Source organism: Paenibacillus sp. FSL R5-0486 (genome assembly GCF_037975155.1).
GTDB lineage: Bacteria > Bacillota > Bacilli > Paenibacillales > Paenibacillaceae > Paenibacillus > Paenibacillus amylolyticus.
In genome coordinates this window covers 3,570,423-3,590,683 of the sequence record NZ_CP150237.1, presented here as the reverse complement: position 1 = coordinate 3,590,683, position 20,261 = coordinate 3,570,423, and the positions used below count along the sequence as shown (strand labels likewise).

Below are 20,261 nucleotides of genomic sequence, written 5' to 3'. Positions count from 1 at the left end.
GAAGCGCCTATTGCATAATAGTCTTGATTTTGCACAAGATAATCCATGTCGCATTTTATAAAGAGGTGGATCAATGACCCCAACCAATCAGGCTTTCTCTGAATTAAAAATGAATATTTCTTATGTGGAACAGTCCCTCTACTGTACAGACGATTTGAAACAACAACAGCTTCTGCTCAATGGTGTACAGAGTATGCTTCTCTATATCGATTCACTTGTAGATCAGGAGATCATTCAAACACATGTCTTAACAGCATTGAATGGCCAAGCTCATTCGGAAATCTACCCATCGTTCACCACTTTAGAAAGTCGAAAAGATACGGATCTGCAACGTGGAATAGATTCACTTATTCAAGGGAAATGTCTTTACATAATCGATGGGTACCCGGAGTTTTACATTCTCTCTACCGAGAAAATGTATGTCCGAAGCACAACCGAACCGGAGAATGAAGGCGTTATTCGAGGGCCGCACAATGGATTCGTAGAGCAGCTTTCGGTTAATTTGAATCTGATCCGTAGACAAATTATTAGTCCATCCTTAATCGTTCGATATTTTAACGTCGGCGAGAAGACACATACCAAAATTGCAGTTGTATATCTTCAGGACTTGGCCAATCCGGAGTTAGTGAACGAAGTAAAAGAGCGAATCACGTCCATATCTTCAGATATGGTGCTCGCTCCAGGTTTTATTGAAGAGTTTATGGAGGATAATCCCTTCTCTCTGTTTCCCCAGCAGCTCAATACAGAAAGACCTGACCGGGTTATTGCCAACTTGATGGAAGGACGTGTGGCCATACTTGCGGAAGGAAGTCCTTCAGCTCTTATCGCTCCAGTTACGTTTTTTGCTTTTTATCAAAGTCCGGATGATTACCATGGTCGCTGGATTGTCAGTTCCTTTTTACGGTTAATTCGCATGATGAGTTTTGTCATTGCTTTTACATTACCTGCTGTTTATATTGCAACCATCTCTTTTCACTCTGCTATTTTACCGATCGAACTGGCACACACAATCAAGAAATCATTGCAGAACATCCCCTTTCCTGCACTTGTAGAGGCAATGTTGCTTGAACTGATCTTTGAAGTATTAAGAGAAGCCGGGGTCCGACTTCCCAGCCGAGTGGGCCAGACCATCGGCATCGTTGGCGGTTTGGTTATCGGAGATGCTATCGTTCGTGCGGGGCTTGTATCCTATACAATGATTATTGTGGTTTCACTAACAGCTATCTCGTCGTTTTTGGTGCCTTCGCATGAGATGAGTTCGGCAGTCCGTATTCTCCGCTTTCCAATGATGATTGGAGCGGCGCTTTTTGGATATATCGGCATCGCATTTGGTCTGGTGATTCTAACCATTCACCTCTGTAAGATGGAAAACTTCGGATCGCCTTATTTTGCTCCAGTAGCCCCTTTCAGATTAGCTGACATGAAGGATGTATGGATTCGATTTCCCATCTGGGCGCTTCGCGGGCGTCCTCATGATGCCCGCCCGCAGCGGCTGAATCAGCAGAAGTTCTCTAGGAGTTGGAAAAAACGTGAATAAGGAAACAACAATCACTCGGGGACAATTATTCTTGCTCATTTTGAAATTTGAGATCGGTGTAGATATTCTGTCCCTCCCTTACCGTATACACCTTATCTCTAAAGGCGGTGGATGGATTTCTGTTTTTCTTGGAGGGTTCCTGATCCAACTTGTCATACTGTTGTGCTGGCTTTTGATGCGAAGATTCCCGAGTTCATCCATTTATGACATTGTAACGCTGATTACGGGTAAATGGATTGGCAAGTTGCTGATCATTTCCTACGTTGGATATTTCCTGTTAATGGGTACTTCTGTTCTGGTGAACGCCTACGGTGTGATTAACCGCTGGATGCTGCAGGATACGCCTCGGTGGGCTATATTAGCCCTCTTCTTGTTCAGCAGTATCTATTTGGTTCGGCAAAAATTACGAATCATTGCGCGAGTACTTGTACTCATCTCCTTTTTGGTCTTGCCCATGATGGTATTGATCAGTTATGGACTCAAGGAAGTTAATCTGTTATATCTTTTGCCTTTAACCGAAGCAGGATGGCCCAATATCATTAGTGGATCAACGGAAACATTAATGGCTATGTTCGGATTCGAGTTTTTTCTCGTTGTGTTTCCTATGGTTGAAGGTAGCAGCGGTGGCAAACTCAAGTCTGTTGCTTTAGCAAGTGCTGTAGTCGTGTTGTTGTATGCATTCACCGTGTTCATTTGTTCAACGGCGTTCAGCCCCCAGCAACTTGACTTGATGCCTGAACCAGTCATATATCTGCTCCGCTCTATCCCACTCGGAACAATGGATCGGGCCGATTTTCTGTTCCTCCCTATCTGGTTAATTTCAATTTTCGGGGCCATATGTGGCTATTACTATACGGCCTCCTATGGTATAAGTTATCTCTTCAAACAAAAACACCATAAAAAAGCGGTGCCTTATGTGGTTCTTGCTTCTTGCATAATTGCGTATCTGCCACAACAGAAGGAAAAACTTGAGTTAATTAGTACGATAGCCAACAGATCGGCATACTTTTTTCTCATGATCCTGCCTCTGCTCCTGTTGGTTCTATCTTATATAATGAAACGAAAAGAGAAGATGATATGAGTAAACGGGGGAAAATCCTCATCCTGCTGACCCTGCTCATGGTGATAACGGGATGTTGGGATCAGGATAGTTTAAAAGATGCAAGACTTGCTAATGCTTCGGCGTTTGACATCACCTCAGAGGGTGAAATTAAACAGACGCTTGAAATTGTCGATGATTCTGAGAGTCAACAAGGGAGTAGCGGTAATGAAGTCCACTCAGGCACCGGGAGATCCGTCCGTCAAAGTACAGATAGAATTCGCGCTAAAGTGACTGGTGATATCCGGTTTTTCAAATATGGGATGATCTTATACGGCAACAAACTCGCACAAAATGATATCTACCCTTACCTGGACGTCTTATATCGGGAACCCGATTACCCAACCTCACATGTGAAAATTGCGATTGTGGATGGCGATGCCGGAGATCTGTTACACCAAAAAAAAGTTGGCAGCATATTGATTGGTGATTTTATTACGAAAAAAATTAAGAGTCTGGAGGAATTATGTATTTTTCCGGAAATGACGTTAGAGACCCTTCTCCCTCCCATGCTGGATCCGGGACAGGATTTTACACTGCCTTATCTATATAAGGATGGAGAGGAGATTGATGCTCGGGGAATCGCCCTGTTTCATGGGCAAAGATTCAATGGGAGTCTTACGACCGAACAGGCTCCTCTATACATTATTATGAGTGGGGAATGGAATAAAACAGCGCGTTTTGTTAAAAAGGTCCACCCAGGGCCTTCCAACAACCCGCGGAACTATGTCACTTATGAAGCAAATATCGCACAAATTAAGCGCAAACTTGCGGTAAAGGTGGCAAGTGATAGCCAAATTGATGTGAACCTCCGTATCGAACTTCCAGTAACGATCGTTGAGTATGCAATGAATCATCTTCAGGAAAAAGACACAATTGAACGTCTGAACCGCAAGTTATCCGATGACATGACTCAGGACGCAGAACAAATTATCAAGACACTTCAGCAAAGTGGTTGTGATTCCTTCGGTATTGGCAGACATTTAATTGCCCATTACCCGGACTTATGGAAAAGCCTAAACTGGAATAAAGAATATGCCCAAGTTCGTTTTCACCCGGAAGTAAAGGTTACAATAGTCGGCAGCGGCGTTTTAAATTAATAACATGCTGTCGTGCAATTGGGAAAGCTCTCTTCCATTTGGAAGAGAGCTTTTGACTGTTGACTTAAAAAGAAGGATTTGCTAATACCTCTAGTCGTTAAGAAGCACTCCAGTGGAAAGTTTTATCGTGCCTGGTTGAGTATAACTTCGGCAGTGAAGCTGAGCTATAAAATAGGTGAAAGAAGACGTGATATTCCTTCTTTAAATTTGATAATAAGGGACCTATTTCTATAACGATCAGAAGTAAGTTCTGTACTTAACTGGCTATCTTGATGAAACAATTCTTGAAGTTGTTTCGCAACTCGCTCGTCATATACAATTGCATTCACCTCAAAATTCAACCTAAAGCTCCGGGAATCAATATTCATCGTCCCTACTGAAGCGACTTCTTCGTCTACTACAATGGTCTTTGCGTGTAAGAATCCATTATCATATAACAGAATCTTGGCTCCATAGTCCAATAATTCACCAGCATACGCCCAAGTCGCCCAATATACAAACGGGTGATCGGGCTTATTGGGAATCATAATGCGCAGATCCACCCCGGATAGCAGTGCGATTTTACATGCATCCATAAAAGTGCTGTCAGGAATAAAGTAAGGCGTTTGAATATACACACTCTTTTTGGCATTTACTATAAGCTTGATGTACATATTCTTCAGATGTTCCACCTGTGAGTTAGGACCACTAGACACAATCTGAACTGGACTTGAACCATCAAGCCTTGCTGTGTTGAAGGAGTATTGTTCGTAACTTACTTGATCGGATTTGCTGGCGTGTTTCCAATCCAAAATAAACCTTCCTTGAATATGATTAACGGCATCTCCGTGCATTTTAAAATGTGTATCACGCCAGTATCCAAACTTTTTATCCATGCCTAGATACTCATTTCCCAGATTAAATCCGCCAATATAAGCAATCTCCCCATCAATAATACAAAGTTTTCGATGATTTCGATTATTCATACGGAAATTTAATGGCCTAATCAGTGACGGGAAAAAGACCTCTACTTCTCCACCGGCAGAGATCAGTTCTCTGAAAAACTTCAATGAAAGTTTCTTTGAACCAATTTCGTCATAGAGAACTCGCACTTTTACGCCTTCTTTAGCTTTTATAGTTAATTCATCTCGTAATTTCTTCCCTAAGGAATCCGGTTGAATAATGTAATATTGGATGTTAATCTCTTTCTTGGCTTCCTTGATATCAGCAAATAAAGAATCAAATTTCTCTTGTCCATCATCGAAGATGAATATCTCATTGTCATTGGTTAGGATTGCATTGGATGAAGTCAGATTCAATTGAATCAGGTCAGCATATTTCATGAGCAGGGGGTTGTTTTCCTTACGTTGCTCCTTCAATGTCACTAACTGATTCTCGACAATTAACTTTAGGGAGTTTCTCTCTTCAGCTGAAAGTCCGTAGAAATTTTTCTTTTTAAGGTTACGTCCCAGAAAGAGATAAACGATAAAACCTAAAATAGGAATGAAGTAAAATATCATGAGCCAGGCCCAAGTATAACCAATGTCTCTCCTTTCAAAAAACAAAAATACCGCTGAGAGTAATATGTTTATAATCATAACGAGCGAAAGTATCAGCGTGACCATACTGCTATATCTCCTGCCTTCCATTGACTTTATGTAAATAATAAAAAATGCTTATTACTTAGCTATTCTCGAATGAAGCCGTCATCACAAAGAATATGATAACATACTTGAGGAATACTAAATCTATTAAATGATAATCACTAGACATCGAACTAAAAAAGAATCCACTTCCTATAAAAGAAGGGATTCTTTCACATTGAATATTTATGCTTTAGTTAGTTCCTTACAACAGGAATCCACATTTCACCATATACCAAACCGTTTTTCTCTCCCATTTCAACTGTTGTATTTGGACCGCCAACATAGGCATAATCCTTTTCTACGGGGAGAGCTTGACCAAAAGCAATGCCAGTAAGCATGTTACTGAGCGCATCAGCCGTCTCTGCTTCACCCTTCACAACAAGGTATTCTCCCTTAGGAAATTGGATTACTCGCGTTGCTTCTGGCAGAGATTCTTCTGTCATGACACCAGCATAATGCATCATCTGGTTATTCACTGCTTCGTTTACGGCAAAAATGTAGTCGTTTGTTGCCAGAGACTTTAGTTTGTCCAGGCTTCCATCCTCTTTCACCGTGGACCAAAAATCCGCCTTCTCCTTGCTGATGCCAACATAGTCTGTATAGTCGCTCTTAAGATCGGTTCCAATACCTAACACGATAAAGCTCTCTTTTTCTTCGAAATGATAATTACTCATGGTTTACACCGTCCTCTTTAAATTTTCAATTGATTTGTGTTTTCACTTGATAGGTTTATAATAACCTTAAATCATGTCAGAATATGATACTGTTTAGGGGGTACAATGAAAAAAATTGAACGCATAAATATCATCACCCGGTATATCAATAACCGTGCACACTTTACCATCTCTGAAATCATGCGAGAATTTAATATTTCTCGTTCAACAGCCATTCGAGATATCAGAGAAATTGAAGCCATGGGAATGCCACTTGTCGCTGAAGTTGGGCGGGACGGGGGTTATTTTGTCATGAACAACTCCCTCCTGCCCACGGTACGGTTTACCGATAATGAAATCAAAGCGTTATTCATAGCCTTTATGGCGACAAGAAATCAACAGCTTCCTTATCTGAAGAGTCGTCAATCTTTGGCTGAAAAATTATTGGGCCTTATCTCAGAAAACCAGCAAGATGACCTTGTACATTTGAATCAAATATTGCTTTTTGAAGGGACCAATCCCCATAATCCAGACTTGCTTGATCTATCAGACCTGCCTCACCCTACTTTGGAAAAACTCATCCAAATTCTTCTTATAGAACGTTATTTGTTAGTTACTGTCCAAGAAGAGAAGAAAACAAAGTCCTATCCCATTGTTCTCTTGCACCTTCATCATCAAAAAGGCCATTGGATCATTGAAGGTTTTGACTTGGAGGAAGAAAAAAGACGAATCGTATCCGTTGACAACCTCATCCATGTCGAAGCATACCCGGCGAAAAAAAGACTGAGTACAAAAAAGATTGTAGAACAACTCAAACGAAATACGCAGGAAGAAGTTATCAACCTTGTCCTGGAACTTGGCCCAAAGGCGATTGCGCAATTCAAAAAATACCATCCTTTAAAGTTTTCAATTGCCTATACAAATCCATACCAGACTACGGCTCTCCTAAAGGCATTTATGAATGTTCATAACTCAGAAGAGTTAACCGAAATCACCAATTGGTTGCTTTTTCTAGGTGAAGATATCAAGGTGAAGGAGATTCCGGAAGAAGTTCTGGATGCTGTACAAGAGAGATTAAGCTTATTCCAAATGAAGCAGTGAGCATCCCCTCCTCCCTAGTCTCTCCATTATCTAACAATGCCTTACCTGAATTCAGGCTGAGGGTTCAGTACGGAAAACCAAAAAAAGCCGCTGTGTTAGCGACTTGTAATGGAATCATATTCATTCATGTCTCACGCCAATGCTTGGCGAGCTGTTCCTTCTATACTAGAAGTCAGCATTAGACTGGGCATGATTAGGTGTATGCTGCGGGACGTTTTTAACGAGTAGGAAATAAGTAACAATCGCAATGATACTGGTCATTAATAACGTGAGTCCTAACGGGACGGCAGTGTCCTCACCCGCGATGCCGACCAGAGGAGCAACCAGTGCACCAAGAAGAAAAGGAACAACGCCGAGCAGTGCTGCTGCGCTTCCGGCCATCTTAGCTTGACTCTCCATGGCAAGTGGGAATGCCGCTGTAGACGTAATGCTGATCGAGCATACGAAGAAGAACAATGGAATCACCAATGCGAAAAGTGGACCATGAGCCAGGGTTACGACCAAAGCAGCCACACTTGCTATTATAGCAAGCCATAGTCCCGATAATAGCAGCGTCTGCTCAGGGATACGTTTAGCTAGTCGACCCACGATTTGAGATCCGATGATCAAGCTGATGCCGTTTGAAGCAAACAGTATAGCAAAAACTGTGGGTGTGACGCCATATATATTTTGGTAAATAAATGGTGTTCCCGCCACATAAGCAAAGACCCCTGCTGTCATAATTCCCTGTGCCAGCATGTAGCCTACAAACTTACGGTCACGCAGAAGCATTCTGTAATTACCCAATTGCTGTTTGAAGTCAGGAACTATACGTCTTTCGATAGGGTGTGTTTCTTTTAAGCTCCACTTTGTCATGATTAATAAGAAAATTCCCAAGAATGAAAGGCAGATAAACACGCCAATCCAGGTTGTGAATGAAAGAACCCCACTTCCCGCAATGGGTGCTGCCAGAGGCCCCAAATTCCCTACAAGCAACAGCAAAGAGAAAAATTTAGTGAGTTCATGTCCACTGTATAGATCTCTGGCTATCGCACGGGAAATGACAATTCCAGCTGAAGCCGCAAATCCTTGCGTGAAACGAAACAAAATCAATAGTCCGATATTCGGAGCAAAAGCACATGCCAAGGAACAAATAATGTAGGCTGCCATACAGATCAACAATGGTCTACGTCTACCGTACGCGTCACTCAAAGGACCCATAACGAGTTGTCCTACACCAAGCCCTAATAAACAGGCAGTAAGGCTAAATTGTACAAGTGATGCCGTTGTATTCATATTTTGTGCAATCTCCGGAAAAGCCGGTAAATACATATCAATCGTAAATGGACCTAATGTAGAAAATAAACCTAGTAGTATTGCCAGTCCAAAAACATTCCAATTCGTGCTCTTCGCCATAATCAATAAAATCTCCAATTCCTTATATAATTTGCAAGCCTAATCGAGTATAAGACATAGAGTTAACTGTAGGTCAAGTCTTAAGACTATTAAAACCAAAAAAAGCCGCTTATTAAGCGACTTTGAATGGAAAACCATTTAAATTGTGTAACTTTTCCGATCTGAACCCATATGACTCATAATCATTTCGGCAGCTCGCTTGTAACCGCCTGCCTGCCTTAGAGATTCACCAATGAGGTAAGCCTGCCGTCTATAAAGTGAATTGTGTAGTACTTCTGTTAATGCCTCTCTCAAATTAGTTGCACTGAGGTTATGTTTATTTAAAGTAATACCCGCGCCCAACTCCTGTACCCGATTGGCGACAAGAGGCTGATCCGATGTTAATGGAATCATCACCATCGGAACGTTGTAATATAACGCCTCACTTGTGCTGTTCATTCCAGCATGTGTAATAAAAACATCGGTATGCTGCAGCATGTCCAACTGGGCAATGTATGGCTTGACGATAAAATTAGGAGGTATTTGATCAGCCAGCGGCTCCATATCCGTGTATTTTCCTGAAGATAAAACAACATTCACGGGTAGATCCCCTAATGCTTCAAAACAAAGCTGATAGAAATCCAAATTTTTATTTAAAATCGTACCCATAGCAATGTACACGGTTTGCGGGTACCGTTCACGAAGCACCTCAAACGAGAAGGTCGGAGCATCTTGACGTGTTATGATCGAAGGACCCGTGAAAATAAAACGATCATCCAGCTTTTCTGCCTGCGGCTGAAAATAACGGCTGGTGTACACGAGCTTTAACTGACCTACATGTGCCGGAATCTCTTCCATGGCTGGAATACTCACTTGAAGCTCTTCAGCTAACTTCGTTGTGATCTTCATCGTAGCCTCATAAAGCTCCTTCGTCTCCGTCTCATTCAGAACTGAGCTAGACCCCAGAGGCTCCACAAAAGCAAAGGACGCAATCGAGCACACCGCAGGAATTCCCAGTTTTTCTGCAAGAATAGTCCCTCCCCATCCCATCAGGGAATCAAAGATCATATAATCAAACTTTTGATCCTCGATAACCTGTAGCACATTGGGGATGATCCTCCGGATAATACCGCTTACCATCATATAAATGAACTGATAAGAATGCTTGTATTCCTGGGGTTTCAACACCGGATCATGAGAGAAGGCATCTTGTGGAAACGGATAGGTAATGATCTGGGCACCGGTTTGTTCAATTCGGGAACGGTACTCCTCCGTGCACACATAGATGACTTCCTCACCATTGTCTATCAACTGAGTAACTAATCCTAACGATGGATTCACATGTCCTTCAGCTGGAGTAATGACTACTAATACACGTGCCATCTTACCCACCTCCCAATGCAATTAGTCCCCCCGTTCTTCATGATGTATTTAACGACGCGGTCGTCATCCGTTACATGGAGATGTTATCCTTCACTTGGCTGATTGGATGATGTTCTTGATGAACGAGTTTGGTAATTCGTAGTGATGCTAAGAAACTTAACAAGACCCATAGTAATTGCAGTGTTAACACGATCAAAACACCTGTCGATATGCCCCACTGTAACGTTTCGGACAAGGCAATCAGAGCGCCACCAACTCCAATGCTTACTCCCATATAGAAGGAATCCACAAATTGCAGATTCGCAGACATTTCTCCCTCTTTCCTGGGCAAGGCATGTTGTAAAGCAATGGCTGCCGTTGTAGGGTTGGCCAATCCAACACCAAACCCTGTAATCATTTGTGAGAGAAGGATGAGTATAATCCCACCGTCCGTCAAAATAAGAGCCAGGATCACAAGCGCAGTTCCAACGATCATAATCCCAATGCCCGTCATGACCCTACCCTTTCGGGCCCGACCTTGATCTCGTGCATCAAGCTTGGCTTGTAACCACGCTGCGGCGGACCAGCTCAGAGAACCTGCTGCTACGATGAGGCCAGCAAGGTCAGCTGATAACCCCTTCACTTCGGTTAGCGCCAAGATCACAAAACTTTCCGTTGTAAAATAACAAGCAACATATAGCCCTCTCGATACCAAAGTAGCAGGCAATCCTTTTTTTACCGAAAAAGTCCCTACTGGCAGCAATTTACGCATTGGTGTGATCATGACGACTAATCCAGCCAAAGTGAGTACTATGCCTTTCCAATCGGTTATCATACCAAGTCCTGTGAGTAACAGCCCCGTTCCAACCGCAAGCAGAATCGCATACATAATCTTTGAGTCGGTTGCTCGCGCTGGACCTGACAGATCTTGCTGAAGCTGCAAATTACGGAAAGAACGGAATGTGAGACTGAGCGCTATTCCAATCAAGGGTAAAACGATCCAGAAAACATATCGCCACGAGATGTAGGAAGCAATAAGGCCTGCTGCATAAGGTCCGATTAAGGTTGGTAGGACAAATGCCATAGAGAATGCGGCCAGGATTTGAGTACGAAGTGTATCTGGATAATGTAACGTCACACAGGTATAAACACATGTGATCAGGGCCCCCGCTCCAAAACCTTGAAGGGCTCTTCCGGCAATAAGCATGTGCATATCGAAAGAAATAGCGGAGACCACAGTTCCTAACACAAAAACACTAAAAGATATCAGCATGGATGTAAAAACGCCGCGCTTGTCAATCTGCTGACCCATAACCAAAGTTCCAATAAGCTGAGATAACAAAAATGCGCTAAAAATCCAACCGTATAAATGAATACCCTCTAAACTTTGTGCCATTTTCGCGGCAATCGTTGTGATAGCCAGTCCTTCAAAAGCTACGGTTGCCAGAACCAGCATAATCCCAATTGTAGGCGCCCTGTACTGAGCATCAAAAATCCCAATCTGATTGTTGTTTGTCTTCCACACCTCCATAATTTGATGGGTATTATGGTAAAATAAACCTTTTTACTCCCTGAATATACATGAAGTGTTATACTTTGTAAAGTTAAATGTTTAAAAAGTAAGATTATGGTCTAGAATAGGGTTCCCCATGTTCAATAGGAGATTTTGCTTGAAAATATGCCATGTTCATTACAGTCAATTTGGAGAAGTTCATCCTCCAGGATCCAGGCATCTGTTTTTTCAACAAAGAAATGAAATCCTCCAATGGATTGAACCAATGCGGGATCGACCGGTGTAGCACTCGCATTGATGCCAATTGTAAAAGCATCGGAGCCTCCTCCGACATACTTTGCGTAAATCCTTACATATTGGTCCTCTTCCAATTCCCATTCATTCTTAAATGAATCGATTGCTTGGTCAGATATTACAAATGAGATCATTGCTCTGCACTCCTTCCTTCAGTTCAGTCACATTTTTTCACTTCGCCACGATAATTGGCCATTCTGAAACTGGCCCCGCATCCACACGAAACTTTGGCATTTGGATTATTCATGGTGAATCCGCCTAACATTCCGCTCTCTTCATAGTCAATCTCAAGACCATCAATATATGGAATACTGTTCGCGTGAACCAATATCTTAAATTGCTTTTTATTTAACACAATGTCTTCTTCTGCCTGCTGTTCATCCACGATAAGGGTATAAGATAAACCACTGCATCCCCCTTCATCAACGCCTACTCTAAGAAAGGCATTTTGGATATCCGCACTTGATAAGATCTCAACGATTTTGTCCGATGCTGTATCACTGACCTCAATGATCATCTTTATTCCTCCCGGTGGTATCATTTTGAAATTCGGTATCCCAGTCCATTAGACAGGGTATGAATGCTGCAAGAGCAGCTCCTTTTGGCGTAAGTTCATAAATAATTTGTGTAGGGCGTGTCCGTATTGTTCTTTTGACCAAATGATCATGTTGAAGACCCTTTAAACGTCTGGAGAGGATCATTTCGGAAATGGAAGGAATGTTATCGAATATTTCACCAAATCTCTTCGGGCCTTGAGACAGAGCACATAAAATATGGATCGTCCATTTCGTTCCGATGATGCGATAAGCTGTAAATAGTTTATTCGGATCTTCAGTGAGCAATGGTCTGTACACCCACTTTCTTATTCATCTGCGTGGTGAAATCCGAGTGCTGGCAATGATACTCGTGACGATCAACAAGAGATGGAAACCCATGGCTACAATTAAGCCGGATTGAAGTGACATACCGCCAGCCTGACACACGACAAGTATGGAACCACCAATGCCAATCACTACACCAGGTGTAAAAGAATCTGCAAATTGCAGATTTGCCGAGGTTTGGCCCACGCCTTCTTCCCCCGTTTGGGAGAATGCGACAACACCACTAATCGGATGCGCCAATCCAATACCAACTCCTGCAATGATCTGCCCAATAACTGCGATGGTAACGGTCACAACAGGTACCCAAAATACGATGGCAATCCCTATGGCAAGTAACAATACGCCAAGAATAATTCTCATATGACGTCCACTGCCCTGATCTGCCGCATCCCACCGTCCTTGCAGATACGCAATGATACACCAACTTAATGCAGCACTCGCCACAATTAATCCGGCCTGAGAAGGTGTAATTCCTTTCACATCGATTAGAGCCAATACCAGGAAATTCTGTGTACTAGTATAGGCAGCGAAGAACAATCCACGTGTTGCCAAAATAGCTGGCATTCCTCTGCGCAACGTAAGTGTTCCCTTCGGTAGCAATTTACGCAGAGGAAATATCATCAATACTAGGCCAATCACGACTAAAACAAATCCCATAATGCTCGGAAGCCTACTTAGACCAACCAGGAAAATCCCTGTACCTAACGTTAAGAGTAACGCCATCCAAGTGGATGAAGATCCGCTATCCCCTCCTGTCTTCTGCACTTTCAATTTCCTAAAGGCAGGTAAACTAAGCAATGCTGAAACCACCAGCACAGGTAAGATCCCCCAGAAAACAAAGCGCCAGGACCACTGATCTGCGATAACTCCTGCTACATATGGACCGAGCATGGACGGAAGAACATAGGCAGTACCAAATGCTCCAAGAATTTTGGCACGCAACTCATCCGGGTAACTTAACGATATAGCTGTATACACACAAGTCATCATAGCTCCGGCACCCAAACCCTGTAGAGCCCGTGATCCTATCATGGTATACATGTCGCCTGCGGTTGCGGCAGCGATCAGCCCTACGATAAATAACAGAAGTGCAAAAGTGAACGGTGTTGCAGGTCCTCTTTTATCAATGATCCGACCGACGACCAGCGTTCCGATAATCTGCGCAAGCAGATAGGTACTGAATATCCATCCGAACAGGCTAAGGCCGTTCAAGTCTCCAGCAATCGAAGGAGCAATGGTGGTGACGGATAGACCTTCGAATCCAACGGCCATCACTGATAAAATAATCCCTATGGTTAGTGCAAAATAACGCGGACTGAAAATACTTTGATGATTAGACGACATGAAATGTGACCTCCAAGAAAATTGGTATGTATACATCGTATCCGGATACTTAGTAAACATTTTTGTTTATAATGTCTAAGCTACAGTCCGGCTTTGACTTTGTCAACATTTTTGTTTAAAATGTAGTTAGTCATGTAGACTCAGTTGCGTCACAAGGAGGTGCACCATGAGCGGAAATCAAACTAAAAAGGATGTCTCGACCAGTACCCGGAGAGCAATTATTAATCTGTTAAAAGAGCGCGGGGGAATGGATGTTGTCACTCTCTCCTCTCAGTTTTCGTTATCCGGAATGGCTATTCGTCAACATCTGAATGCGCTAAAAGGAGAAGGATTGGTCACCACTGTGGAAGAGGCCCGTCCCATGGGTCGTCCCACCAAGTTATGGATATTAACTCCCGCGGCTAATCGTTTTTTTCCAAGTGGATATTCGGATCTATCCGTCAGCCTCATCAATTCGATGAAAGAGGCTTTTGGTACTGAAGGGCTGGACAAGCTGCTGGATGTTCGAAATAAAAATATGCAAGAACAATATCTTCAGCATCTTGGCGATTCATCAGGAGTTAGAGAGAGATTGGAGAAATTGGCCGAAATTCGTACGAATGAAGGTTATATGGCCGAGGTTAAGGAGCAGGATGATGGCAGTCTCCTATTCATTGAGAAGCATTGTCCGATCTGTGAAGCGGCCGCGGTATGTACCGGGTTATGCAAGAATGAGTTACATTTATTCAAAACAGTTCTAGGCGATAATGTTCATATTGAACGGGGAGAATACATTCTAGCCGGAGGAAGAAACTGCGTATACACCGTTAGGCATAATAAGCCATGACCAAAAGAGCAACCTCATTGGAGATTGCTCTTTTGGTTTGGATTTTGAACTGATTAGAACGATTCGGATTTCTCTAAATCATCCTTCATTATACCGGTTATTTCTAACGCTTTCATAATCGTATGTACCCGATTATGTAATTTTGAATTGAGGTAGAGTATAGTAAGAGTGTCGAAAATATACTCTAGGAGGCTACTGCCATGTCACAAAAAATCTGGATGAACCTGCCGGTGAAAGATGTTGTGAAATCCACTACCTTTTTCAATGAGATTGGATTCCATGGGGAGAATGTTGGCAACGAGAGAGCTCAGCTTGTCATAGGCTCAACAACGATTCTCCTGTTTCCGGATGCAACGTTTGAGAAATTTACAGGCTCCAAAACCGCAGATACTTCCCATAGCGCAGAAGTGATATTTTCCATTGGTGCTGACAGCAGAGAAGAAGTTGATGCTTTTATTAAAAAAGTCGAGTTAGCTGGAGGAACCATCTTTGGCAAGCCTGGTGAAATAGACGGCTGGATGTACGGCGCTGGATTTGCCGACCTGGACGGTCACCGCTGGAACCTGTTGTATATGGATGAGAGCAGAATGCCTAAGAACTAATATGTAAACGCCGGTCCTTGTTTAAAGTCACTGGCGCTGAAGCTTCCGATAAAATCATTTTCCTGATCCTCCAACAACAAATAATGATAACAACAATCTGTCTATAATAATGGCTAGTTTTGTTATCATTATTTGTTATTTTACATATTCATTCACCACCTGGTAATCCTCGTTACTTTCTCCGTTTCTTCACACGTCTACTTCTCATGTTCCTTAATCACTTGTTTGATCCCGAGCAAAATAAGCTTCAAGCCGAACTCGAAAGCTCCGTCGGTTCCCATCACCTCAAACAGACCGTTCTTATACATCCTGCTGAAAAGTCCCGCTTCCTTCTCACTCATAGAGTCCAGAAGGTGGATCATCTCTTCACCCTGAAGTGCTTCCTGGTCCTTAATAACAGCAGAGATATTGCGCTGATGCTGATAATCATCCAGAACGAAGTAGAATACATAGTTGACCAGTGTAAGAACGGCCTGTAATTTCTGCTCTTGCTCTAGCGGTGTTGATTCCATGCAGAGCAACATGCGGTTGGTGAAGCGGATCATGTCCGGTTCATGGGGCAACGTCATCATCATGAGCTGTGTGGAGCACGGGTATCTGCTGAGCACACTCCGTACCGTCACCGCAAGCCCCTCCATCTGCTCCTTCCAGTCCCCTTCAGTATGAAACTCGTCCAGAATAATTTTCGATATCTGGTTGGCCAGACGCTGGTAGAGCGTCTGCTTGCTCTTGAAGTACCAGTATAGAGATGGAGCCTGAATCCCCAACTTGTCTGCCAAGCGTCTCATGCTGAATTTCTCGATGCCCTCTTCCCCGAGAAGCTCCCACGAAATTTCCAAAATCTTATCTTCCGAAATCTGAGGCTGTTGTTTTTTCATCAGTATCCGCCCTTTTATCTAACAGTGTAAGTTTATGCTTTACAGGTTCATAAGTTCATGATAACATCTAACACTGTAAGGTTCAATCTAACGGTGTTAGATTAGATCAATATTAACGAAGAAAGTAGTGACCCACATGGATGCAGAAAACCTCCATTACTTTGAAAAAGCACCAATCGCCAAAGCCGTAGCTCATTTTGCTGTCCCAATGATGCTAGGCACGTCAATGAGTGTTATTTACTCCATCTTGAATGCCTATTTCCTTGGCACACTGGGTAATACGGCAATGTTAACCGCACTCGCATTAACTTTACCTTTATTCGCGGTCATCATGGCCCTTGGTAATTTAATTGGTATAGGCAGCGGTACATTCATCTCTCGTTTGCTGGGAGAGAAAAAAGTCGATGATCTGAAGCATGTATCTTCATTTGCCTTTTACAGCAGTTTAGTTCTCGGGATTATTGTGATGGCCGTTGGGCTCCCGCTGATTGAACCAATCGTTCATGGGCTGGGGGCAACGCCAGAGTCCTTCGGATTTACGAAAGAGTATGTCACGATTATGCTTATGGGTTCACCCTTCGTCATCTTATTCTTCACCCTGGAGAATATCGTGCGCTCAGAAGGTTCAGCAATGACTTCTATGACCGGTATGATTCTCAGTGTTGTTATAAATATTATCCTCGATGCACTATTCATTTTTGTCTTCCATTGGGGCGTGATTGGCGTTGCATCTGCTACCGTCATCTCCAACTTGGTTGCGAGTGCATTTTACGCTTACCATATGAGTTATAAGAGTCAATTCTTAACCGTCTCCCTGAAATGGTTCAAGGTGACCAAGGACATCCTTAGCAATGTGTTCAAAATCGGTGTTCCCGTCTTTGTTATGAGTGTCTTCTTGGGTGCAATGTCGCTTATTCTTAACCTTTTTCTTGTCGAATATGGGGATCAGGCCGTTGCGGGGTATGGAATCTCATCACGTTTACTGCAATTTCCTGAATTTATTCTGATGGGCTTGTGCGAGGGAGTTGTGCCGTTGATTGCCTTCTCATTCACAGCGAACAAATTACGTATGAAACAAACGATTGGATTCACGATCAAAGCTATTTTGGGCTTAGCCGTCATGTTCGGTGTTATCGTTTATCTGATCTCTGACCACTTGATTGGTTTATTTACGACTGACCCGCAATTAATTGAAATGGGTAGCTACATTCTGCATGTAACCTTCTTATCCTTGTTTATTACAGGAATGACTTCTTTGTTTATGGGGATCTTCCAAGCAACAGCCCAAGGAACCGCCGCGTTTGTTATGTCCATAATTCAAGGAGTTACGTTAATTCCTGTATTGTATATCGCTAATCAAATGAATGGCTTTCATGGAGTGATCTGGTCGCTCGTTATTGCGGATGCCGTGGCGTTCCTAGTTGGGGCCATTATGTTATATGTTTTGCGGACCAAATTGCAGCCGGATCTGGAACATTTGGTACAGTAGTTAACGTATAACACGCAAAAAGGCAGGATAAGGGCGCTCCCTGACCCTGCTCTTTCATTTCGAAATGACAATTATCTATCTGGTGATACGAAGAGATCGTAAACCCTCTGTTATAAGGAAAAAGCGGTCAACATATGTTCTATTTCATCCATATACCCATCCACTGTAATGCTTCTCGGAGCAAACAGAAATCGTAGTAATTGTTTCCATTCCGAGCCTGCAATAGAGGTTGGTAACATCGAATGTTCTGTATTAGAGAAGATTTTCACATGAAGCAAGGAAGATGGCTGAATTCCTTTACGGTATGCTTGCTCTGTATCAACAATGTCCACATTCACATCATCTTCTCCAAGCAGAAGTAGTACCGGGGTTTTGAAATGATGCAAATCCGCCGTGGCATCTGAAGCAAAATTTTTCTTTATGAAGTTCCAGCGTTCTTTGGAAATCAGATCATCCTCTCGAGCAATCTTGGTGTACTCTTCATATGTGCCATGTTTCTGTAAAATCTCTTTAATCTGGTTTTCATAATCGACCTGATTTTGAATCTCCTCCGTGGAATGACCGTCTTTCGCCATTTGGCTACGTGTGTTGTATTCTCCCTGTTCCAACCAGTTTATCGCTGGTGATACCAAGATACTGAAGGCGAGATGTTCTTTCCCAGCAAGCTTAGGAATCACCCAGCCTGCTTGGCTGGCACCCCATACGCCTATTTTGGAATCATCAATGATGGATTGTTCTTTCGCCCATGCAATTGCGTGTTGTGCCTCCACAACACGATCATCCATGCTTTGATCTAGCCAGTTTCCCTCTGAACCCCCGATTCCCCGTTTATCTAGCGACAAGGATGCATACCCAATCGATGCCAGTCGCTCCCATAACGGTTTGTATCCCTCACCATGAGTAGAGTCTATCGGACCGTCACCGTGAATAAACAGTACTAGACCTAACTTGCCTGAATGGTTTCTGGGTAACGTGAGCGTACCTGTTAACTTACCCTGTGGAGATTGAATTTCAATGGTTTGTTCCTCCATGTCAAAATCACTTTGATCGACTATGTACAGTCCTGCACCAACCATCAGTAAGATTGCCACAATAACTGAGATGTATCGTTTTTTCCAATTAAACATAACTATCTCCTTTGTAAATCATGTAATGCCATTGGTTTTCGCCTAAGAGCAGGCCGGTCAGAAAGCTGTTTGTGCTATACTGCTTGCGAAATTGATAGCGTTCATATAACTGTATCGCTTGATGATTCTGACTTGCCACATGCAAGCTAAGAGATGACATTGATTTGGATTGCAACATATATTTCTGTGCCCATTGAAGCAACTGCGTACCAATTCCCTTGCCTTGGTGCTGTGGATGTACAACCAGATCTTCCACATAACATTCGCCTAATGTAGGAGTATGCTTCAGCAGATGTAAACCAGTTATTAACTGAAGCAGTTTCCACATGCCAACTCTATTGCACTGGCTCCACCAATGAGGATTGGCACGAACGCTTGTTATTGCTACTCTGTTATCTGCTTCCTTCCATTTCAAGCACATGGTGCCAACAATCTCCTCATTTTCACGAGCAATGACTCGAAGAGTACTCTGTTCTATGGGCGGATGATTGAGCAACTGTTCAAATACATAAGCCAGATCAGTTATGGACAATGAAGTGATCTTTTGAAATTTGTGTCCAAAACCATAAGCCATGAGTTCAGCAACAGCTTGATGAAACTGGGGACAAACGGGTTCTATCTGAATGGAAGTTGTCACTGTGTGCCTCCCCCTACTCGATCATTTGTAACAATAGCTCATAATGAAGCTTTTCTGGTGTGAATAAAGATAAATAAGATTTTTCTACCATAATAAGTGGACCGTGATACGGATAGCCCTGGTGTTCTGCATAAGCATAGAATTCGTTGATATGTTCTTTGAGTTCAGCTTCAGTTTGTACATATACATGACGAGAAAGATATTTTCCTCTAGGCAAAACTAAATCGTTCGCTCCCTCCTTTTGTGTATAAATTCCTAGGGTGTCCGTCTCATCGTACGCATAAAGGATGTCGGCTTCAAATAAATCGGGAATATTTCCGTTGTGTTGGATCAGTCTCCTTGCATGCAAATATCCTTGCGCTTCCATATGGAACCACAGGGATAAGTGAACCTCCTCACGAGTAACAATAGAATAAGTTACTTGTTCTTCATCACGTGGAATATGATCTTTCTCCTGCAGCAACTTGCTGATAAAGGTGCTTTGTTTGCTGAAGCTGAGTGATGGCTGCTTCCGTGTCTGCTAACGCTTGGCGAAATAATGATGTGATTTGAATGGTTGTCAGATTACTCAAACATTCCTTGATCATTTGAACAGACAGTCCCATTTTGCGAAGCAACAAAATATGAGATAGACGGTAAATTTCATCTACCCCATACATCCTGTATTGGTTTTCTGCAATATAAGCAGGGGCCAACACCCCTTTTTCTTCGAAGTATCGAATTTGATGTACAGAGACTTTCATCAGCTTTGCCAGCTCACTAATCGTAATTTCATCACTCAACCAATTCACCACCTTTGCTGTTTTTCATATTACAAGC

21 protein-coding genes are annotated in these 20,261 nt (G+C 42.7%); 7 read left to right on the top strand and 14 right to left on the bottom strand.

Annotated features, from left to right (window positions below):
- The first annotated feature begins 73 nt into the window (after positions 1-73).
- Genes MKY01_RS16020 through MKY01_RS16010 form a run of 3 tightly spaced genes read left to right on the top strand, consistent with a single transcriptional unit; the run spans position 74 to position 3,736 of the window.
- Positions 74-1,537 carry a spore germination protein gene (locus MKY01_RS16020; RefSeq protein WP_339287027.1) on the top strand — a complete coding sequence of 488 codons (1,464 nt, stop codon included), beginning with the start codon at positions 74-76 and terminating at the stop codon, positions 1,535-1,537.
- Positions 1,530-2,618 (top strand): endospore germination permease, encoded by a 1,089-nt coding sequence (locus MKY01_RS16015; RefSeq protein WP_339287025.1) that lies wholly within the window; start codon positions 1,530-1,532, stop codon positions 2,616-2,618. The genes MKY01_RS16020 and MKY01_RS16015 overlap by 8 nt, the downstream gene beginning before the upstream one ends.
- Entirely contained in the window at positions 2,615-3,736 is a 1,122-nt protein-coding gene (locus tag MKY01_RS16010; RefSeq protein ID WP_339287023.1) for a Ger(x)C family spore germination protein, read from the top strand. The genes MKY01_RS16015 and MKY01_RS16010 overlap by 4 nt, the downstream gene beginning before the upstream one ends.
- 164 nt (positions 3,737-3,900) lie before the next feature.
- On the opposite strand, the gene cls is transcribed toward MKY01_RS16010, so the two are convergent.
- Positions 3,901-5,340, bottom strand: coding sequence for a cardiolipin synthase (gene cls / locus MKY01_RS16005; RefSeq protein WP_282321342.1), 1,440 nt, complete (start codon positions 5,338-5,340; stop codon positions 3,901-3,903).
- Between the two features lie 215 nt (positions 5,341-5,555).
- Positions 5,556-6,035, bottom strand: a complete 480-nt coding sequence (locus tag MKY01_RS16000; protein WP_339287021.1) for a GyrI-like domain-containing protein — start codon at positions 6,033-6,035, stop codon at positions 5,556-5,558.
- Positions 6,036-6,140: 105 nt separating this feature from the next.
- On the opposite strand from MKY01_RS16000, the gene MKY01_RS15995 reads away from it, so the two are divergent.
- Positions 6,141-7,115: an HTH domain-containing protein gene (locus tag MKY01_RS15995; RefSeq protein WP_339287019.1), complete on the top strand. Its 975-nt coding sequence runs from the start codon at positions 6,141-6,143 to the stop codon at positions 7,113-7,115.
- A gap of 165 nt (positions 7,116-7,280) precedes the next feature.
- Here MKY01_RS15995 and MKY01_RS15990 read toward each other — a convergent pair whose 3' ends face one another.
- The 7 genes from MKY01_RS15990 to MKY01_RS15960 form a co-directional block, all read right to left on the bottom strand.
- On the bottom strand, positions 7,281-8,510 hold the full coding sequence (locus MKY01_RS15990) for a multidrug effflux MFS transporter (RefSeq protein WP_339287017.1): 1,230 nt from the start codon (positions 8,508-8,510) through the stop codon (positions 7,281-7,283).
- Between the two features lie 138 nt (positions 8,511-8,648).
- Complete coding sequence (locus tag MKY01_RS15985) at positions 8,649-9,872, bottom strand: macrolide family glycosyltransferase (RefSeq protein ID WP_339287015.1); 1,224 nt, start codon at positions 9,870-9,872, stop codon at positions 8,649-8,651.
- Positions 9,873-9,942: 70 nt separating this feature from the next.
- Positions 9,943-11,307 (bottom strand): MFS transporter, encoded by a 1,365-nt coding sequence (locus tag MKY01_RS15980; RefSeq protein WP_339287013.1) that lies wholly within the window; start codon positions 11,305-11,307, stop codon positions 9,943-9,945.
- 197 nt (positions 11,308-11,504) lie between these two features.
- Positions 11,505-11,792 (bottom strand): hypothetical protein, encoded by a 288-nt coding sequence (locus tag MKY01_RS15975; RefSeq protein WP_051449765.1) that lies wholly within the window; start codon positions 11,790-11,792, stop codon positions 11,505-11,507.
- Between the two features lie 23 nt (positions 11,793-11,815).
- Complete coding sequence (locus MKY01_RS15970; RefSeq protein ID WP_017688344.1) at positions 11,816-12,175, bottom strand: iron-sulfur cluster assembly accessory protein; 360 nt, start codon at positions 12,173-12,175, stop codon at positions 11,816-11,818.
- On the bottom strand, positions 12,165-12,500 hold the full coding sequence (locus MKY01_RS15965; RefSeq protein WP_253508618.1) for a helix-turn-helix domain-containing protein: 336 nt from the start codon (positions 12,498-12,500) through the stop codon (positions 12,165-12,167). The genes MKY01_RS15970 and MKY01_RS15965 overlap by 11 nt, the downstream gene beginning before the upstream one ends.
- A 24-nt stretch (positions 12,501-12,524) precedes the next feature.
- The gene (locus tag MKY01_RS15960; protein ID WP_036671330.1) at positions 12,525-13,883 is read right to left on the bottom strand and encodes an MFS transporter; all 1,359 of its coding nucleotides are present in this window, start codon (positions 13,881-13,883) and stop codon (positions 12,525-12,527) included.
- A 166-nt stretch (positions 13,884-14,049) separates the two neighbouring features.
- On the opposite strand from MKY01_RS15960, the gene MKY01_RS15955 reads away from it, so the two are divergent.
- Both MKY01_RS15955 and MKY01_RS15950 read left to right on the top strand, forming a co-directional pair.
- Positions 14,050-14,709, top strand: a complete 660-nt coding sequence (locus MKY01_RS15955; RefSeq protein ID WP_036671328.1) for a metalloregulator ArsR/SmtB family transcription factor — start codon at positions 14,050-14,052, stop codon at positions 14,707-14,709.
- A gap of 200 nt (positions 14,710-14,909) precedes the next feature.
- A complete protein-coding gene (locus tag MKY01_RS15950; protein ID WP_339287010.1) occupies positions 14,910-15,311 on the top strand; it encodes a VOC family protein in 402 nt (133 codons plus the stop codon).
- 197 nt (positions 15,312-15,508) lie between these two features.
- On the opposite strand, the gene MKY01_RS15945 is transcribed toward MKY01_RS15950, so the two are convergent.
- A complete protein-coding gene (locus MKY01_RS15945) occupies positions 15,509-16,189 on the bottom strand; it encodes a TetR/AcrR family transcriptional regulator C-terminal domain-containing protein (RefSeq protein ID WP_339287008.1) in 681 nt (226 codons plus the stop codon).
- Positions 16,190-16,325: 136 nt separating this feature from the next.
- On the opposite strand from MKY01_RS15945, the gene MKY01_RS15940 reads away from it, so the two are divergent.
- Positions 16,326-17,678, top strand: a complete 1,353-nt coding sequence (locus MKY01_RS15940; RefSeq protein WP_339287006.1) for an MATE family efflux transporter — start codon at positions 16,326-16,328, stop codon at positions 17,676-17,678.
- Between the two features lie 110 nt (positions 17,679-17,788).
- Here the strand turns inward: MKY01_RS15940 and MKY01_RS15935 are convergent, their stop codons facing one another.
- From MKY01_RS15935 to MKY01_RS15920, 4 genes are read right to left on the bottom strand one after another with little or no spacing between them, the layout of a single operon-like run.
- Positions 17,789-18,805, bottom strand: a complete 1,017-nt coding sequence (locus tag MKY01_RS15935; protein ID WP_339287004.1) for an alpha/beta hydrolase — start codon at positions 18,803-18,805, stop codon at positions 17,789-17,791.
- A complete protein-coding gene (locus MKY01_RS15930) occupies positions 18,798-19,442 on the bottom strand; it encodes a GNAT family N-acetyltransferase (RefSeq protein ID WP_339287002.1) in 645 nt (214 codons plus the stop codon). Before MKY01_RS15930 ends, MKY01_RS15935 begins: the two co-directional genes overlap by 8 nt.
- Positions 19,443-19,455: 13 nt before the next feature.
- A complete protein-coding gene (locus tag MKY01_RS15925) occupies positions 19,456-19,905 on the bottom strand; it encodes a hypothetical protein (RefSeq protein ID WP_339287000.1) in 450 nt (149 codons plus the stop codon).
- The gene (locus MKY01_RS15920; protein ID WP_339286998.1) at positions 19,874-20,224 is read right to left on the bottom strand and encodes a MerR family transcriptional regulator; all 351 of its coding nucleotides are present in this window, start codon (positions 20,222-20,224) and stop codon (positions 19,874-19,876) included. The genes MKY01_RS15925 and MKY01_RS15920 overlap by 32 nt, the downstream gene beginning before the upstream one ends.
- Positions 20,225-20,261 lie beyond the last annotated feature (37 nt).

What these genes read in the sequence shown, in the direction of transcription:
- MKY01_RS15940 (WP_339287006.1), top strand. Translation starts at nt 16,326, where the DNA reads ATGGATGCAGAAAACCTCCATTACTTTGAAAAAGCACCAATCGCCAAA.
- MKY01_RS15980 (WP_339287013.1), bottom strand. Translation starts at nt 11,307, where the DNA reads ATGCTGGTTCTGGCAACCGTAGCTTTTGAAGGACTGGCTATCACAACG.
- MKY01_RS15935 (WP_339287004.1), bottom strand. Translation starts at nt 18,805, where the DNA reads ATGTTTAATTGGAAAAAACGATACATCTCAGTTATTGTGGCAATCTTA.
- MKY01_RS15970 (WP_017688344.1), bottom strand. Translation starts at nt 12,175, where the DNA reads ATGATCATTGAGGTCAGTGATACAGCATCGGACAAAATCGTTGAGATC.
- MKY01_RS15950 (WP_339287010.1), top strand. Translation starts at nt 14,910, where the DNA reads ATGTCACAAAAAATCTGGATGAACCTGCCGGTGAAAGATGTTGTGAAA.
- MKY01_RS15990 (WP_339287017.1), bottom strand. Translation starts at nt 8,510, where the DNA reads ATGGCGAAGAGCACGAATTGGAATGTTTTTGGACTGGCAATACTACTA.
- MKY01_RS16000 (WP_339287021.1), bottom strand. Translation starts at nt 6,035, where the DNA reads ATGAGTAATTATCATTTCGAAGAAAAAGAGAGCTTTATCGTGTTAGGT.
- MKY01_RS15985 (WP_339287015.1), bottom strand. Translation starts at nt 9,872, where the DNA reads ATGGCACGTGTATTAGTAGTCATTACTCCAGCTGAAGGACATGTGAAT.
- MKY01_RS16020 (WP_339287027.1), top strand. Translation starts at nt 74, where the DNA reads ATGACCCCAACCAATCAGGCTTTCTCTGAATTAAAAATGAATATTTCT.
- cls (WP_282321342.1), bottom strand. Translation starts at nt 5,340, where the DNA reads ATGGTCACGCTGATACTTTCGCTCGTTATGATTATAAACATATTACTC.
- MKY01_RS16010 (WP_339287023.1), top strand. Translation starts at nt 2,615, where the DNA reads ATGAGTAAACGGGGGAAAATCCTCATCCTGCTGACCCTGCTCATGGTG.
- MKY01_RS15995 (WP_339287019.1), top strand. Translation starts at nt 6,141, where the DNA reads ATGAAAAAAATTGAACGCATAAATATCATCACCCGGTATATCAATAAC.
- MKY01_RS15975 (WP_051449765.1), bottom strand. Translation starts at nt 11,792, where the DNA reads ATGATCTCATTTGTAATATCTGACCAAGCAATCGATTCATTTAAGAAT.
- MKY01_RS15955 (WP_036671328.1), top strand. Translation starts at nt 14,050, where the DNA reads ATGAGCGGAAATCAAACTAAAAAGGATGTCTCGACCAGTACCCGGAGA.
- MKY01_RS15960 (WP_036671330.1), bottom strand. Translation starts at nt 13,883, where the DNA reads ATGTCGTCTAATCATCAAAGTATTTTCAGTCCGCGTTATTTTGCACTA.
- MKY01_RS15945 (WP_339287008.1), bottom strand. Translation starts at nt 16,189, where the DNA reads ATGAAAAAACAACAGCCTCAGATTTCGGAAGATAAGATTTTGGAAATT.